At 59.4% G+C, this 15,658-nt stretch carries 17 protein-coding genes; 15 read left to right on the forward strand and 2 right to left on the reverse strand.

Annotated elements, in window-relative coordinates; translation table 11 throughout:
• Window positions 1-7: 7 nt before the first annotated feature.
• The 10 genes from gspG (at window position 8) to AC22G1_RS01150 (ending at window position 11,113) form a co-directional block, all read left to right on the forward strand.
• Window positions 8-442, forward strand: a complete 435-nt coding sequence (gene gspG, locus AC22G1_RS01105; RefSeq protein WP_050658812.1) for a type II secretion system major pseudopilin GspG — start codon at window positions 8-10, stop codon at window positions 440-442.
• A 3-nt stretch (window positions 443-445) separates the two neighbouring features.
• Window positions 446-1,180: a prepilin-type N-terminal cleavage/methylation domain-containing protein gene (locus AC22G1_RS01110; RefSeq protein WP_487315169.1), complete on the forward strand. Its 735-nt coding sequence runs from the start codon at window positions 446-448 to the stop codon at window positions 1,178-1,180.
• Complete coding sequence (gene gspI, locus AC22G1_RS01115; RefSeq protein ID WP_050658810.1) at window positions 1,174-1,542, forward strand: type II secretion system minor pseudopilin GspI; 369 nt, start codon at window positions 1,174-1,176, stop codon at window positions 1,540-1,542. The genes AC22G1_RS01110 and gspI overlap by 7 nt, the downstream gene beginning before the upstream one ends.
• Window positions 1,539-2,162, forward strand: a complete 624-nt coding sequence (gene gspJ, locus AC22G1_RS01120; protein WP_123422639.1) for a type II secretion system minor pseudopilin GspJ — start codon at window positions 1,539-1,541, stop codon at window positions 2,160-2,162. Before gspI ends, gspJ begins: the two co-directional genes overlap by 4 nt.
• Window positions 2,162-3,115, forward strand: a complete 954-nt coding sequence (gspK, locus tag AC22G1_RS01125; RefSeq protein ID WP_487315170.1) for a type II secretion system minor pseudopilin GspK — start codon at window positions 2,162-2,164, stop codon at window positions 3,113-3,115. Before gspJ ends, gspK begins: the two co-directional genes overlap by 1 nt.
• Window positions 3,115-4,296 carry a type II secretion system protein GspL gene (gene gspL, locus AC22G1_RS01130; RefSeq protein ID WP_487315171.1) on the forward strand — a complete coding sequence of 394 codons (1,182 nt, stop codon included), beginning with the start codon at window positions 3,115-3,117 and terminating at the stop codon, window positions 4,294-4,296. The genes gspK and gspL overlap by 1 nt, the downstream gene beginning before the upstream one ends.
• A complete protein-coding gene (locus tag AC22G1_RS01135) occupies window positions 4,293-4,763 on the forward strand; it encodes a type II secretion system protein M (RefSeq protein WP_487315172.1) in 471 nt (156 codons plus the stop codon). The genes gspL and AC22G1_RS01135 overlap by 4 nt, the downstream gene beginning before the upstream one ends.
• Window positions 4,763-5,515: a type II secretion system protein N gene (gene gspN / locus AC22G1_RS01140; protein ID WP_487315173.1), complete on the forward strand. Its 753-nt coding sequence runs from the start codon at window positions 4,763-4,765 to the stop codon at window positions 5,513-5,515. Before AC22G1_RS01135 ends, gspN begins: the two co-directional genes overlap by 1 nt.
• A 237-nt stretch (window positions 5,516-5,752) precedes the next feature.
• Complete coding sequence (locus AC22G1_RS01145) at window positions 5,753-8,410, forward strand: beta-helix domain-containing protein (RefSeq protein ID WP_487315174.1); 2,658 nt, start codon at window positions 5,753-5,755, stop codon at window positions 8,408-8,410.
• A 60-nt stretch (window positions 8,411-8,470) separates the two neighbouring features.
• Window positions 8,471-11,113 (forward strand): TonB-dependent receptor domain-containing protein, encoded by a 2,643-nt coding sequence (locus AC22G1_RS01150; protein WP_487315175.1) that lies wholly within the window; start codon window positions 8,471-8,473, stop codon window positions 11,111-11,113.
• 70 nt (window positions 11,114-11,183) lie between these two features.
• On the opposite strand, the gene yrfG is transcribed toward AC22G1_RS01150, so the two are convergent.
• Window positions 11,184-11,870, reverse strand: a complete 687-nt coding sequence (yrfG, locus tag AC22G1_RS01155; RefSeq protein WP_487315176.1) for a GMP/IMP nucleotidase — start codon at window positions 11,868-11,870, stop codon at window positions 11,184-11,186.
• Between the two features lie 61 nt (window positions 11,871-11,931).
• On the opposite strand from yrfG, the gene nudE reads away from it, so the two are divergent.
• From nudE to AC22G1_RS01170, 3 genes are read left to right on the forward strand one after another with little or no spacing between them, the layout of a single operon-like run.
• Entirely contained in the window at window positions 11,932-12,495 is a 564-nt protein-coding gene (nudE, locus tag AC22G1_RS01160; RefSeq protein ID WP_487315177.1) for an ADP compounds hydrolase NudE, read from the forward strand.
• Entirely contained in the window at window positions 12,492-13,268 is a 777-nt protein-coding gene (gene cysQ, locus AC22G1_RS01165; protein ID WP_487315178.1) for a 3'(2'),5'-bisphosphate nucleotidase CysQ, read from the forward strand. The genes nudE and cysQ overlap by 4 nt, the downstream gene beginning before the upstream one ends.
• Window positions 13,269-13,280: 12 nt before the next feature.
• Window positions 13,281-13,595 (forward strand): hypothetical protein, encoded by a 315-nt coding sequence (locus tag AC22G1_RS01170; RefSeq protein WP_487315179.1) that lies wholly within the window; start codon window positions 13,281-13,283, stop codon window positions 13,593-13,595.
• Window positions 13,596-14,059: 464 nt separating this feature from the next.
• Here the strand turns inward: AC22G1_RS01170 and AC22G1_RS01175 are convergent, their stop codons facing one another.
• Complete coding sequence (locus tag AC22G1_RS01175; protein WP_487315180.1) at window positions 14,060-14,557, reverse strand: GNAT family N-acetyltransferase; 498 nt, start codon at window positions 14,555-14,557, stop codon at window positions 14,060-14,062.
• 59 nt (window positions 14,558-14,616) lie between these two features.
• On the opposite strand from AC22G1_RS01175, the gene AC22G1_RS01180 reads away from it, so the two are divergent.
• Window positions 14,617-15,129, forward strand: coding sequence for a phage tail protein (locus AC22G1_RS01180; RefSeq protein WP_487315181.1), 513 nt, complete (start codon window positions 14,617-14,619; stop codon window positions 15,127-15,129).
• Between the two features lie 12 nt (window positions 15,130-15,141).
• Complete coding sequence (locus tag AC22G1_RS01185; RefSeq protein ID WP_487315182.1) at window positions 15,142-15,654, forward strand: phage tail protein; 513 nt, start codon at window positions 15,142-15,144, stop codon at window positions 15,652-15,654.
• Window positions 15,655-15,658: the final 4 nt, after the last annotated feature.

The raw sequence follows: 15,658 nt of genomic DNA on the forward strand, positions 1-15,658 counted from the left end.
TCGCTGTATGAACAAGAAACAACAGGGTTTTACCCTTATCGAAATCATGGTGGTGGTGGTGATCATCGGCATGCTGATTGCCATCGTCGCCCCCAACGTGTTGGGTAACAAAGACAAGGCCATGGTTCAAAAAGCGGTGGCCGACATCAACGGCCTGGAGTCGGCCCTTGAGATGTATTACCTGGACAACTCCACCCTGCCCACCACCGAGCAGGGCCTGCAAGCACTGGTGCAAGAGCCCACCCCGGCGCCTCGCAACTACCGCCAGGGCGGTTACATCAAGCGTCTGCCTACCGACCCTTGGGGCCGCGACTACATCTACATCAACCCCGGTGAGCATGGCCGTTACGACCTCTACACCCTGGGCGCCGATGGCCAGGAAGGGGGCGATGAGCTCAATGCCGACATCGGCAACTGGAACCTCAAGGACTTCCAGAAGTAAACGATGACAGCCCCGCGCGCCCAAGGCCTTGGCTTTACCCTTATCGAGATCCTGGTGGTCCTGCTGCTGATGGGGCTGATGGTGGCTATGGTCTCCGTCTCCTTTGGCGGCCCCAGCGACGGTAAGCTGGTGGATAAGGAAGCCGATACCTGGCAGGCGCGCTTTGCCCTGATGCACGACGAAGCCATCATGCGCTCCGAAGAGCTGGGGCTGAAATTTGACGGCAAGGGCGGCGTGGAAGTGATGCGCTTTGACCCCGACGCCCCGGTGCCCGGCACCGAAGACGACCCAGACGGCCCCAAGGGCGCCTGGGTCGACCTTAATGACGACAATGTCCTTAAAAACTGGCAAAGCCAGCCGGGCATTCACGGCAGCTTGGTGCTGGATGGCTTGTCCCTGGGGGAAAGCCTGATCCCGGACGACGCCTTTAAAAGCGGCGACGATGACAAAAGCGCCAACAAAGACAGCAAAGACGGCAAGGATAAACGCCTGACTCCCCACCTGTTCTTCCTCTCCTCCGGCGAGTTCATGCCCTTCGAGCTGTGTCTGTATAAGGTGCACAGCTCGCTACTGGATGGCCTCTTTGACAGCCAGCGCCAGAGCCGCGAGCGCGCCTTGCTGGCCAGTAGCGACCCGGACGCGGTGGTGGCCACCTGCATCGACGGCCACGCCAATGGCTCCTTGAGCCAGCCGCAAGACCCAGACCTGGATTGGAGCAAGGGAGAGGTGAAATGGTAAGGGCCAGGGGCTTTACCCTTATCGAGGTGCTGGTGGCCATGGCCATCTTCGCCATTGCCGCCATTGCCATCATCAATGCGGTAACCGCCAATATCCGCAGCCTGTCCATCCTCAAGGACAAAACCCTGGCCGACTGGGTGGCCACCAACAAGCTCAACGACAGCCTCTACAGCGCCGTTAAAGACGGCGCCAAAGGCACCGAAACCCAGGCCGGGGTAGAGTGGTACTGGCAAATCAAGAAGCTTAAAACCGAAGACAAAGACTTTTACGCCCTGGAAGTGACGGTCTCTAAAAACAGCGATCTCTCCCACCCCGAGGCGGTGCTGCGCCGCTACGGCGCCGTGCAGGAGCAAAAGAAATGAGGCGCCAGCGCGGCTTTACCCTGATTGAGATGATGGTGGCCATGGCCATCTTCGCCTTGATTGGGGTGGCGGCTTACTCGGTATTCAACCAGGTCAGCCTGGCCGACCGCTCCAGCCAGGAGGCCTCCAAACGCCTGGCCGAGGTGCAACAGGCCATGCTCACCATAGAGCGGGACATGACCCAGCTCTCCAGCCGCCAGGTGCGGTTTCCCAATGGCGACAAGCAATCGGAAGTGCTGGCCGGTAAGCATTTTTTCCTCGACAGCGAAGACGACGGCATCCTCTTTACCCGCCGGGGCTGGCAAAACCCCTCGGCGATGCTGCCCAGAAGCGAGATCCAGCTGGCCGCCTACCGCCTGGAAAAGGGCGAGCTTATCAAGCAGTACTACTTTTATCCCGACCCCGAAGTCGGGGTAGAGCCCCAGCGCCAGGTGCTGCTCACCGGGGTTGAAGAGCTGAAAATTCGCTACTACGACGGCGAAAACTGGCAAGACAACTGGGCCGCTTCCGAGTTGCCCCAGGCCATCGCCATTACCCTCAAGCTCAAGGATTACGGCGAGATAGTGCGCCGCTTTGCCACCCCTTCCAAAGGCCGGGGCAAGGCCAAGGAGGACAGCTGATGCGGCGCCAGCAAGGGGTAGCCCTTATCACCGTTATGCTGATCCTGGCTGCCATTGTGGTGGTGGCTGCCAGCATGACCTCGCGCCTTGGCCTTAATATCCGGCGCACCGGCAACCAACTGGGGCAGCACCAGGCCTATTTTTACGCCCTGTCCGGCGAGGCCTATGCCGAGCTTGCCCTGCACCGGTTGCTGGACGACAAAGATGGCAAGCTCAACCTTAGCCAGGACTGGAACAAGGAGCAGAGCTTTCCGGTGGAAGGCGGCGGTATTCGCGGCCATATTCGTGACGCCCGCACCTGCTTTAACCTCAACAGCCTGGCCGGCGACGACGGCGCCAGCCACCGCGCCCAGTTTCAGGCGCTGCTGGAAGACTTGGATGTCGAGAGCTTCCAGGCCGAGACCATCGCCTTTTCTCTGCGCGATTGGCTTGATGACGACAGCGATCTGAGCTCCAGTTTTGGCGCCGAAGACGCCGAATACCAGGGCCGCGAGCATCCCTACCTCGCTGCCAACGGCCCCATGGCCGACCGCTCCGAGCTGCGCATGGTCAACGGTGTTACCGCTGCCATTTACCAGAAGGTGAGCCCCTATGTGTGCGCCCTCGACGACACCAAGCTGCAACTGAACATCAACACCTTGGCGCAAGACGATGCGGTGGTGCTGGCGGCGGTGCTGGCGCCCATGACCTTGGAAGACGCCAAGCGGGTACTGGCAGACCGCCCCGAGAAAGGGTACGACACCGTCGAGGGGGCCTGGGCCGACCCGACCCTGGCCGCCGTGAAGAATCTGCCCGAGGGCGCCAAGGATGCCTTGGTGATCACCTCGGACCGTTATTTTGTCGACCTGGAAGGGCGCTTCCAGGAACGGCCCTTGTATATGCAAAGCCTTCTTAAAAAAGATGACGATAACAAGCTGACGGTGCTGTGGCGCCGTCTGGGAGGACGCTTGTAATGAATACCCTGGTTATACGGCTGCCAGTGACGGCAAGCCAGCCGGTTTCCTGGTTGCACTGGTCTGCAAGCGACAGCCAGGTGCTGGCCAGCGGTACCCTGGCCAGCACCAACCGGCTGGGCGATTTGGCCGGCCTTGACGGCCGGGTGCTGGTACTGGCGCCGGGCAGCAGCTTTTTTTGCACCGCCCTCAAGCAGGCCAACAAGAGCCGCCAGTTTTTAAAGGCGGTGCCGTTCATGCTCGAAGAAGAGCTGGCGGACGATGTCGACAGCCTGCACTTTTTGCTCAAGCCCCAGGGCGAGCAAGTGGCGGTGCTGGCGGTGCGCCACCAGCTGATGCAGGAATGGCTGGGCTGGCTGGAAGAGGCCGGTATCGAGCCCTGGAAACTGGTGCCCGATTTTCTGGCCCTGCCGCTGGTGGAAGGGGCTTGGTCGGCCCTGGGTATCGACGGCGAGCTGCTGCTGCGCACCGGCGCCTACACCGGCCTTACCGTGCCCCAAGAGTTGGCCGAGTGGGTGGTAGCGCCCCTGGTGGGCGACGACGTGCAGCCGGTGGAAGCCTATGGCGATGTCACCTTGCCCCTCACCTGCACCCAGACTCAACTGAGTGCCGAGCTGCCGCTGGCAGTGCCGGCCAAGCAGGCCGATGCCCTGAATGTCGACCTGCTAAGCGGCCCTTACCAGCGCAAATCCCAGTCCAATACCCTGGTCAAACGCTGGTGGCCGGTGGCGGCCAGCTTCGGGGTGCTGTTGCTGGTGGCACTGGTGGGTAAAGGGGTGGCCATTTATCAGTTGTCTGCCCAGTCGTCGGCTCTTGAGCAGCAAATTGCCCGCGATTACGGGCGCCTCTTTCCCGGCGAAAGGCTGGTGAGCGCCGGTGCGGTGCGGGCCCAGCTGCGCGGCAAACTGAAGAACCTGGTCAGCGGCTCTGCCAACGCCAGCCTGCTGGCCATGCTTAACGATCTGTCGCTCACCTTTGCCAAGGTGGGCAACATCAAGCCGGACAACCTGCGTTTTGACGCCAGCCGCGGCGAGCTGAGGCTACTGACCACGGCCCCGGATTTTGCCGCCTTTGAAAAACTCAAAGCGGCCCTGAGCGATCGTTACAGCGTGGAAACCGGCGGCCAAAGCACGGTAGAAGGGGGCGTCTCCGGCACCCTCATCTTAAGGAGCAAGGGATGATCAAGGACTATTGGAACAACCTGGCGCCCCGTGACCGCCAGATCCTCACCTGGGCCTCTCCCTTTTTTGCCCTGGGACTCTTTTACTTTGTTATCTGGCAGCCCCTGCAAGGGGCCGAGGCCTCGGCCCGCCAGACGCTGACCAACCGCCAGGGCGACTTGAGCTTTCTGCGCGAGCAGGGCAGCCGGGTGCTGGCGGCCAAGGGCGGCAAGCTGGCCAGCGGCGCCGGCAGCCTGACCGACCGGGTCACCCGCAGTGCCAACCAGTTCAGCATTCGCATCGACCGCCTGCAGCCGGGTAACGGCAACATCAACGTCTGGGTGGACGAAGTGCCCTTTGAAAAGCTGGTGGGTTGGTTGACCCAGCTGCAACTCAAAGAAGGGCTGAGTGTGGCCCAGGCCGATATCGCTGCCACCGGTAAGCCGGGCATGGTGAAAGTGCGGCGGCTGGAACTGACGGGGGCCTGATGAAAGCAGCAAAATGGACAGTGCTGGGCCTGGTGTTCTTCCTGGTGGCCCTGGTGTGGCAACTGCCAGCAGCGGTGGTGCTGGGTTATGCCAAGCTGCCAAAAGAAGTGGGCATAGAGGGCGTTTCCGGCACGGTGTGGCAGGGCAGGGTAGAGAGCCTCAGTCTGGCTGGCACCGCCTTTAAGGACGTGACCTGGCAGCTCCATCCCCTGGCGCTTTTTACCGGCAAGGTGGCTGCCAGCATTAAAAGCCGGCCAGACCGCACCCGCTTGAGTGGCGATCTTGCCGTTGGCTTTGGCGGCAAGCTGGCCCTGGATAACCTCATTGTGCGGGTGCCCGTGGCGCCGCTGGTAGCCGGGGTGCGCTTGCCCATTCCCAGCCAGGTGGGCGGTGAGTTGTCGGTGGCCATCGCCCAGTATCGCCAGGGCCAACCCTGGTGCGAGGCCCTCAAAGGCAAGGCCCAGTGGCTGGATGCCTCGGTCACCAACAAGTTTGGCGACTTCAATCTGGGCCGCATCGATGCCGACCTTGATTGCGACAAGGGCGCGGTGACTGCCGTTATCCGTGACACGCCGCCGCGCCTTGGCCTGGAGCTGGAAGCGCGCCTTGACGGCCAGCGCTATCATATTCGTGGCTTTGCCAAACCTGCCGCCGATCAGCCCAAGAACCTGCGCGATGCCTTCGCTTTCTTCGGGCGCCCCGCCGCCGACGGCCGCTACCCGGTGCAGTTTCAGGGCGCCTTGCCCCGATAAAAGGTATTTACCGCATTGGTGAAAAAAAAGCCCTCAAACGAGGGCTTTTTTACAACAATTTTTTAACGCTGCAGCCCCCGGCAATACTGGCAATTCGCCTGTTTTTGCCGAAAATAAACGCCGTTGCTGCAACATAAATGCAGCATCCTAGTAATTTCAATGTATCTAAATTGTAAAGAAATATAGTTAGGGTCTGTCCCGGTTTGTAACTTCATCAGTTTCGGGAGAGACCCTTTTATGACTTTCAAGGTAGCGGCCAAATTCAGCGCCCTGACGTTGGCCATGGCCCTCGCCGGTTGCGGCGGTGACATCAACATCAATGAAAACACCAGCAACAGTGGCAACAGCGGCGGCGGTTCTGAGACTCCGGTAGCCCAGTGCCCAAGCTTTGCTACTGATGGTACCGCCATTGCTGGCCACAGCGAGCCGGTCTGTGTACTGTCCGGGGCCATTACCGCTGACGCCACCTTGACTGCCGATACCCTCTGGGCTCTCAGTGGCCGTGTGGCTGTGGGTAACGACAACGCCGATGCCGCTACCCTCACTATCCAGGCTGGGACCACGGTATTCGGCCAATCCGGCGCCGACGTATTGGTGGTGTCCCGTGGCTCGAAGATCAATGCCGCTGGCACCGAAGCCGCGCCCATCGTGATGACCTCCCTGCAAGATGTCCTTGGCAATACCGACAATGCCTCTTCCGGCCAGTGGGGCGGTTTGGTGCTGCTGGGCAAGGGCCTGACCAACAGCTGTGAAGACGCGGATAACTGCACTGTAGAGGCCGAGGGTGACGCCGGCCCTTACGGCGGTAATGACAACGCCGACAACTCTGGGGTGCTGCGTTATGTACAGGTGCGTTACTCCGGCTTTGAAGTGCTGCCGGACAACGAGCTGAACGGCATCACCTTTGCTGCCGTTGGCTCTGGCACCACCGTTGACCATGTTGAAGTGATGAACAGCTCTGACGACGGTATCGAACTGTTTGGTGGCGCCGTTAACCTTCGCAATATCGTGCTGTTGGGTAACGAAGACGACTCCCTGGATTGGACCGATGGCTGGCAGGGCAAGGCCCAGTTTGTGTTCGTGCAGCAAAGTAAAGACGACCTGCATGCCAACCGCGGTATCGAAGGTGACGGTAACAAGAACGACAACCTTGCTACCCCTCTGACCCACCCGAAAATCGCCAACATGACCATCATCGGCAACAACTTCGACGGCGATGACGACTCCGAAGGGGTACTGCTGCGCGAAGGCACCCAGGCGGAGCTGTACAACTTCATCATTACCGGCCCGGCTGGCATGGGCGAGTGCTTTGAAATCAACAACCAAGCGACTGTTGACCAGTTTGACGCCGGCAACATCGTGCTCCGTAACTCCATTATTGACTGCGCCGAGCCGTTCAAGGACGCCGAGGATGATGCCGGCAACCCGCTGACCGACCTCGAAACCTGGTTTACCGATCCGACCCGCCAGAACGTGCTGGGTGATGCTCAACTGGGGGGGTATACCCCGGCAGCCACATCCCCTGCCATCGGCGGTGGTTATGACGTGGCCAACAATGTCGATAGCTGGTTCCAAAGTGTTGATTACATCGGCGCCTTCGACGGCACCTCCGATTGGACCCTGGGCTGGACCCACGGCTTGCACGACGAAACCCCGGCCTTGGCGGCCTGCCCTAATGGCACTACCCAAGTGGCGACCGTTACCGACAAGCTCAACTGCCAGGTGAGCGGTGACATCACCAGCGATCTGACCCTCAAAGCGGGCGCCGATTATGTGTTGTCCGGCAAGGTTGCCGTGGGCCACGACAACGCTGATTCCGCCACCCTGACCATCGAGCCAGGTGTCACCGTGTTCGGTAAAGGCACTGCTGATTTCCTGGTGGTTTCTCGCGGTTCGAAAATCATTGCCGAAGGCACTGCCCAGGCGCCCATTACTCTGACTTCGGTACAGGACGTTATCGGTTCCAGCACTGCGGCTGGCCAGTGGGGCGGCGTAGTGCTGCTGGGTAATGCGCCCTCCAACCAGTGTGCCGATTTGAGCGCCTGTGATGTGGAAGCCGAAGGCGACGCCGGCCCTTACGGCGGTAACAACAGCGCCGACAACTCCGGCAGCCTCAAATATGTGGTGATCAAACACGCCGGTTACGAAGTGCTGCCCGACAACGAGCTGAACGGCCTGACCCTGGGCGGTGTGGGCTCCGGCACCACCATCGACTTTGTGCAGGTGCACCAGAACCTGGATGACGGCATCGAGCTTTGGGGCGGCAACGTCAACCTCAAGCACATTGTCCTGACCAGTAACGGTGACGATTCCCTCGATTGGTCCGATGGCTGGCAGGGCAAAGCCCAGTACGTGTTGGTTAAGGAAGATGCCGACAACGCCAAGGCTAACCGCGGCATTGAAGGGGACAACTCCAAAGCCAATCCTGCTGCTACCCCGCTGACCGACCCGGTGGTGGCCAACATGACCATTATCGGTAACGCCTTTGACGGTGATGACGACTCCGAAGGCGTATTGCTGCGCGAAGGCTCTGCCGGCCATCTGTACAACATGGTAGTGACTGGCCCTGCTGGCATGGGCGAATGCCTGGAGATCGACGGCACCGAAAGTAACGACCTTGCCGCTGCTGGCGACATCGTGATGACCCACTCGGTTATTGCCTGCCCTGAGCCCTTCAAGAGCGCAGGCACTCTGGATGCTCAAGCCTGGTTCTTGGGCCAAGAAGGCAACAGCACCGCAGCCCAGATGAGTGATGTGGTCAACGGCATCTTCACCATCGACACCACCGCGCCGGTTGACTTGTCTGCCGACAGCTTCTTCGACCAGACCGACTACATCGGCGCGGTCAGCCAGAGTGCTGATTGGACCGCCGGTTGGACCTACGGCCTGCACTAACGGCACCGGGAGCGCCCGCCTGGGCGCTCCTCTTATTTATCTGTGTCGCAAGGATTTAATATGATGCGTCGATTCCCGACCCGGACCCCGGTGTCATTGGCCGTACTGGCCGCACTGGTAAGCCTTCCCGGATTGGCTGCCGAAACCGAGCAAAGCGCTAAGGACGAGTTCAACGTTGAGCGCATAGAAGTGGTGGGCCGCCAGATCAGTACCCTGTCATCGGTGATGGCCGAGCGCCGTGAAAAAGCGGTGGTAGCGGACCTAATGGATGCCGAGCAGATCAGCCGCACCGGTGACTCCGATGCTGCCGAGGCGCTGCGCCGAATCACCGGCCTGACGCTGGTGCAGGACAAATTCATCTATGTACGTGGCCTGGGGGAGCGGTATTCCAGCACCACCCTCAACGGCGCTTTGGTACCGTCCCCCGATCCGACCCGGTCGGTGATCCCGGTGGACATGTTCCCGGCCTCCATCATCGACTCGCTGGAAGTGCAAAAGGCCTATTCGGTCAACAAGCCAGCGGCCTTTGGTGGCGGCAATGTTGATATCCGCACCTTAAGCTTTCCGCTGGAATTTACCTTTGCTGCCAAGGTGGGGCTTTCGACCACCAGCCTTAACGATAGCGACGGCCTGGATTACGACGGTGGTGGCCAGGATTTTTGGGGCGATGATAGCAGCCGTGGTCTGCCGGATGACGTTAGCGCCGCTTCCAGCCAGTATGGCTCCATCAACCCCATCAACATTGCCAACGGCTTGGGTGGGCTGACCGCTGCCAACCTGGAGCGGGCCGAGGTCATTAACCGCGAGTTGGGTACCAGTTTCAACCGCCGTATGGACCTTAAGAACAGCAGCATCGACCCTGACTACGATTTCTCGGTGGCCCTTGGTAACCGTTTTGATATCGGTGAGCAAAGCGTGCTGGGCTTCATGGTAGGGGTGGCTCACGAAACAGAGGCCAAGAACCTCAAGCAGCGAGAGCGCTTTTACTCCCTGTCTGCCGAGGGTCTGGACCCGTTGGAAAAATTCGACAACATCCGGGGTACCCAGTACGACGAGAAGAATTCCGGCGTGGTGTCGGTGGGCTTTGACTTGGACACTTACAACAAGGTGACCTTCACCACCACTTACCTCAAAGACACCAGCGACGAGGTTAAACGCAAGATTGGCGATACCGTCGAGACCATCAACGAAAGCAACGCCAACTACAGCATCAACAACATTCGCTACGAAGAGCGCTCCATGGTGGCCAACCAACTGCGTGGCAAGCACATGTGGAGCTGGCTGTTCAACTTGGAAACCGACTGGCAATACACCGAAGCCCGCGCTCGCCGTTACGCCCCTGGTGAGTTGGAGTACCGTTACTACAACGAGTATGACGACAGCGGCGCCCTGCAAAGCTCGCGGCTGCGCCGTTCCAACAATGCCGCCGTTTACCAGTTTGGCGACATGAAGGACAAAACCAAGAACGGCTCTGTGGACTTTAAGCTGCCGTTTGAAGTGGGCGACTCCAGTTTCGATTTGTTGGCCGGGTACAACTACTTCGAGCGTGAGCGCGATTCCACAACCCGCCGTTATGGCTTTGATACCCGTGGCTTTAGTAATGACATTCTGGCCGGCAGCTTTGCGGATATTTTCTCAGACGACAATATCCTCAATGAAGCCAACGGTTTTGCCATTTCGGATACTGCCACTCGGGCCGACGATTACCGCTCGGCTCAGCAGCTTGACATGGGCTATGTGGGTTTTGACTGGCGATTGGGCTTTGACTGGCGCTTTACCGGTGGCTTGCGCTACGAAAACTTCCGCCAGGCCTCGGTCCCCTTCAACCCCACCACTGGGCAGATTGAAGGAGCGGTGATCGACATGGTGCGGGCCGAAGACGACCTCTACCCAGCCCTCTCCGCCACCTATTTTTTGACCGATGACATGCAACTGCGCTTTGGTTACGGCCAAACGGTGGTACGCCCCGACCTGCGGGAAGTGACGCCGGTGTTGTACGTGGACCCGGTGACCGACTTCAAGGTGACCGGTTACAGCCGCCTTGAAAGTACAGACATGACCAACTTCGACCTACGTTGGGAGTGGTATCTGGCCAGCGGCGCCAACCTGTCGGTGGGGGGCTTTTACAAGAAGCTCGACAAACCCATTGAAACCCTGGAGTTGCAGGGCTCGGACGGCGATCGTCAGATCTCCTTTCGTAATGCCCGCAACGGCAAAGTCTATGGGGTGGAGATTGAAGGCCTGCGGGACTTTTCGTTCCTTACTGACAGCGGTGATAGCCCCTGGAACGGCCTCTTTGTGGCGGGCAACCTGACGTTGTCTGACTCTGAGATCCGCATCGAGCAGCTAGCCGAGACCAACCTTACTCACCTTAAGCGGCGCATGACCGGCCATTCCAAATACGTGGCCAACGTGCAGCTGGGGTATGACTCGGTCAACGGCAAGCATTCCGCCAACCTTAGCTATAACGTTTTTGGCGAGCGCATTGCCTTTGCCGGCACCATGGGCCGGCCGGACGCTATGGAGCAGCCGTTTCATTCGGTCAATTTCACCTACACCTACTATCCGACCCTGGACTGGTCCGTGAAATTGGTTCTGAAAAACCTGTTGGATGAGAAGACGTCAATCGAGCAAGATGGAAACATTGTTCAGGAAAAAGAAGAAGGGGTCAGCTACGGGTTGAGCCTTTCTTACAAGTACTGAAACGGCGCCCGAGGGCGCCGCCGGTGCATACCTATAACGATAAACAACGTATTTTCTTACCCCCGGCCATTTATATGGCCGTTTTTTTTATGTCCTCGATAAAGCCCAGGTAGTCGCTGGTGGAGGGAAAACCGTTGAAGGTTTTATGAGGGCGTTGGGAGTCGGGGTTTTCTACGCCAAGCAGGTAGCGGATGCCAAACTGGTGGGCCGCCTCAAGGATTGGCTGGGAGTCGTCCACAAAAAGGGTGCGCTGTGGGTCGAACTTGAGATCTTGGTGCACCCCTTGCCAAAGCAGCTGGGATTCTTTGGAAGCCCGGTAACTGTGGGTGCTGATGAGCTGGTCTAAGTGCTTGTCGAGCGCCGTCAGCTCTACCTTCAACGACAGGCTCTTGGGATGGGCGTTGGTGAGCAGCACCACCTGCCGGCCTGACTCGCGCAGCGCCTTTAAAAAGGGCAGGGTGTCGCTTCGCAGGCTGATGAGGTGCTGAATGTCGCGGCTGGCCAAATCGATATCCAGCCCCAGGCGGGCGGTCCAGTAGTCGTAGCAGTACCAGTTGAGGGTACCGAACACGGCGGCGTACTCGGCGTCAATACGGGCCTGGGCCTGGGCCAGGGTGATGCCGTCTTTCTCGGCCAGCAGCACCGGCACCCGCTCCATCCAGAAGTGGCTGTCAAAATGCAGATCCAGCAGGGTACCGTCCATATCCAGTAAAACGGTGTCAATTTCCGACCAATTTAGCCTTTGGTCATTTCGCATCTGGTATCTGCCTTCGTGATTGGGTGTAATGGGGGAGCTATTCTAAGCCAGCGGTATGCCCATGACGAAATCTGCCAAACTCCCCGAAGTGCTCGATTCCGAGATAGTGGCCCAGAGCCGGCTGTTCAAGGTTGAGCAGTTGCACCTGCGGTTTTCCAACGGCGCCGAGCGCATCTATGAGCGCATGGCGGGCAAGGGCCGAGGCTCGGTGATGATAGTGCCGCTGCTCAACGACGACACCCTGCTGCTGGGCCGCGAGTATGCGGCGGGCCTCCACGCCTATGAGCTGGGCTTTCCCAAGGGCCTGATTGACCCGGGTGAAGACGCCATCGAGGCGGCCAACCGCGAGCTGCAAGAAGAGATAGGTTATGGCGCCCGTGACTGGACAGTGCTGCGGGACGTGTCCATGGCGCCGGGCTACTTTGGCTCGCAGATGACGCTGCTCATTGCCCGCGATCTCTACCCCTCAAGGCTGGAAGGGGACGAGCCCGAGCCCATCGAAGTGGTGCCCTGGCCGCTGGCCCGGCTCAATGAGCTACGCTATCAAAAGGATTTTTCAGAAGCGCGCAGCCTGACCGCTTTGCTGCTGGCCAGGGACTGGTTGGAGGAACAGGCACTGCTATGAATCCCCAAGCCCTGATTGACGACATTATCCACCTTGCCCGCCAGGCTGGCGACGCCATCCTGCCCTGGTTTCGCTCCGACCAACTGATAACCGAACACAAGGCTGACGACAGCCCGGTAACTAACGCCGATATCGCCGCCAACAAGGTGATTTTAAAGGGCCTCAAAGCCCTGACCCCGGACATTCCCATCCTCTCGGAAGAATCTGGCCACAAACCCTTTGCCGAGCGTCGCCAATGGCAATGCTACTGGCTGGTGGACCCGCTGGACGGCACCCGGGAGTTTGTCGGTGGCTCGCCGGACTTTGCGGTGAACATCGCGCTGGTGGTAGACAACGAGCCGGTGATGGGGGTGATCCACGCGCCGGTGTCGGGCGATTGCTACTGGGCGGTCAAAGGCCATGGGGTCTTTAAAAACGGCCAGCCCATCCATACCCGCAAACCTAGCTCGCCGCCACTGCTGGCGGTGTCGCGGCACCAATCCCTGGCTACCTTGAAGAGCCACCTCAAAGAGGCGCTGGATTTCGAGGCCCTGGCCTTTGGCTCGGCCAGCTTGAAATCTTGCATGGTGGCCGAAGGGGTGGCCGACGCCTACGTGCGCATCGGTCCCACCGGTGAGTGGGATACTGCCGCCAGTTGGGCCATCGTGGTGGAAGCCGGCGGGGCTATTGTAGATTTGGATGGCAAGCCGCTCACCTTCAACCGCAGCGAGAGCCTGGAAAACCCCAACTACGGGGTGCTGGGGCAATTGGCTGCGGCCCAGCTGTTCCCTTAAGGAAACCTGTCCATGCGTGTGCTGATGCTGGTGGTGGCGGTGCTGGTATTGCTGGCCATGGTACGCATGCTGGCGCTGGGTGGTAAGGACGACCCGCAGGCGCCACTTCCTAAACAGACCCTTGAGAACGTGCATCGCCAACTGGACGACGCCATGCTGCAAAGCCAGTGCCTGAACGCCATCCAGGCCCATTACGGCTTTCAGGGCATGCGCATTAAAAGGCTTGCCGACAATCGCTATCAAATCAGCGACAAGGGCCACAACGATATCCTCAGCTGCACCCTCGGGCCCGACGGTGCCATCAAGCTCACCGACCAGACTCCTTAGCCGCGCAGCGTCAAAATCGTGACACTTGTCACATGCTCGAAATTAAACCACTTGTTCATCTTTGCTTTGTTTAATGAAAAACAAGGGGTTACGTTTCCCTTCGGTAGGATTTCTTTTGTTTAGCGCTGTCTAAGTTCATTACCTTGTATTAACATTCAGGCCACTAATGCGGTGCCAAGGTAGGTTATGCAGCACATGCAGGGAAGGTTTGACGTTAATCAGTCTCAGGCCTGTATCGACAGTCCTCTATACCTAAAGCGCAGCCATGACGTTGCCCTCCCTCTTCGCCTGACCGGCGTTCTCAACCACAGCTCCCTCGACCACTCTTTAGGCCTGTTCGCCTTGAGCTTGCGCGCTGTTAAGCCGTTCGCTGCGAAAGGTGCTGGCTACGCCGAGCAAAAGGCCCGGGGTGGGTTGCTGAGGTTCTTTGTGCCGGGCAGCCCTACCCCATACCGCATCTTTATTTAGCAAGCGAAGGTCGGCGGCAACCAGGCCATGGCCAGGTAAAAGGCGTCGCCTTCGCCAGCCACAAAGCCGAGGCGCAGATAGAGCCTTTGGGCCGGGCTGGCAGGGGCAACCTGCAGTTTTATAGCGAGCGCTTTGGTGGTGGCTTCGGCCTGCAGCTGGCGCAGCAGTGCACTGCCAATACCAAGCCCCTGGTGGCTGGGCAGCAAGGCGATGTCCACTAGGCGCAGGTGGTCCGGTTGTTCGGCTACCAGCAAGCGGCCAATGGGCTGGCCCTGCTGCTCGATAAGGGCAAAGCGTTGGCTGGGGTAGTGCGCGAAATAGTGATGGTATTGCGCCTCGAACTGGTTTTGCAGGAACAGCGCTTTTTGCTGGTCGTTAAATGGAAAGGCTGCGACTTCAGCGCGGCGGTTGGCGGCATAGAGTGCGGCCATAAAGACTTTGTCATGGTCCGTTATCGGACGAAGGCTGATGCCGGGTGGCAAAGCGTTAAGCATGGATCCGTTTCCTGTCCTTGGCATGGCAACGGGGTATCAATAACGGAAGAGGATACGCAATGGAACCCTATATCGGAGAGATCCGGATCTTCGGCGGCAATTTTGCCCCGGCGGGCTGGGCCTTTTGTAACGGTCAGATATTGGCCATCAGTGAATACGACTCGCTCTTCTCCTTGATTGGCACCATCTACGGCGGTAACGGCCAGACCACCTTTGCCCTGCCCGATCTCCGTGGCCGACTGCCACTGCATATGGGTAATTTGAACACCGGCAGCCACTATGTATTGGGCGAGCGGGCTGGCAGCGAGGAAGTCACTTTGCTCTCGACTCAGCTTCCCCAGCACAGCCACCAGGCTCTGGCCGCCGCTAGCGGTGGCGTTGAGAGCCCGAGCAACGCCGTTTGGGCTGGCTCCAGCGCGGGTTCAGCCTTTTCCAAGGCCAACCCTAACACCACCATGGCCCCCCAGGCTGTGTCTGTGGCCGGTGGCAACCAGCCCCACGAGAACATGATGCCGAGCCAGGCATTGAGCTTCATCATCGCCCTTTACGGCATTTACCCGTCAGCAACTTGAGGAGGACTCGTCATGGCTGAACCCTTTCTCGGCGAAGTACGCACATTCGCCTCCAATGTGGTCCCCAAAGGCTGGGCAGCCTGCAATGGCCAGTTGCTGCCCATCAACCAGAACCAGGCACTGTTTGCCATTCTCGGTACCACTTACGGCGGTAATGGCACCACCAACTTCGCCCTGCCCAACCTCCAGGGGCGCGCGCCGGTCCATGCCGGTTCTTATCAGGGGCAGACGGTGTCTCTGGGCGAGAGTGCCGGCGAGGAAACCCACACCCTGACGGTATCGGAGATGCCTGCCCACAACCATATGGTGGTGGCGGACTCAGCCGATGCCACCAGCGTCTCTCCTAGTGACGGCTACTGGGCGGCCAGCGCCCAGGCCAGCCCCTATGCCAACCAGGCCGGCACCGCCATGGCTGCCAACGCCATTGGCAATACCGGTGGCAGCCAACCCCACAACAATATGCAGCCCTTCCTGGTGGCCAACTTCTGTATCGCCATCCAGGGCATTTTCCCGAGCCGAGGCTAAGGAG

The organism is Gallaecimonas zhanjiangensis, assembly GCF_057624825.1.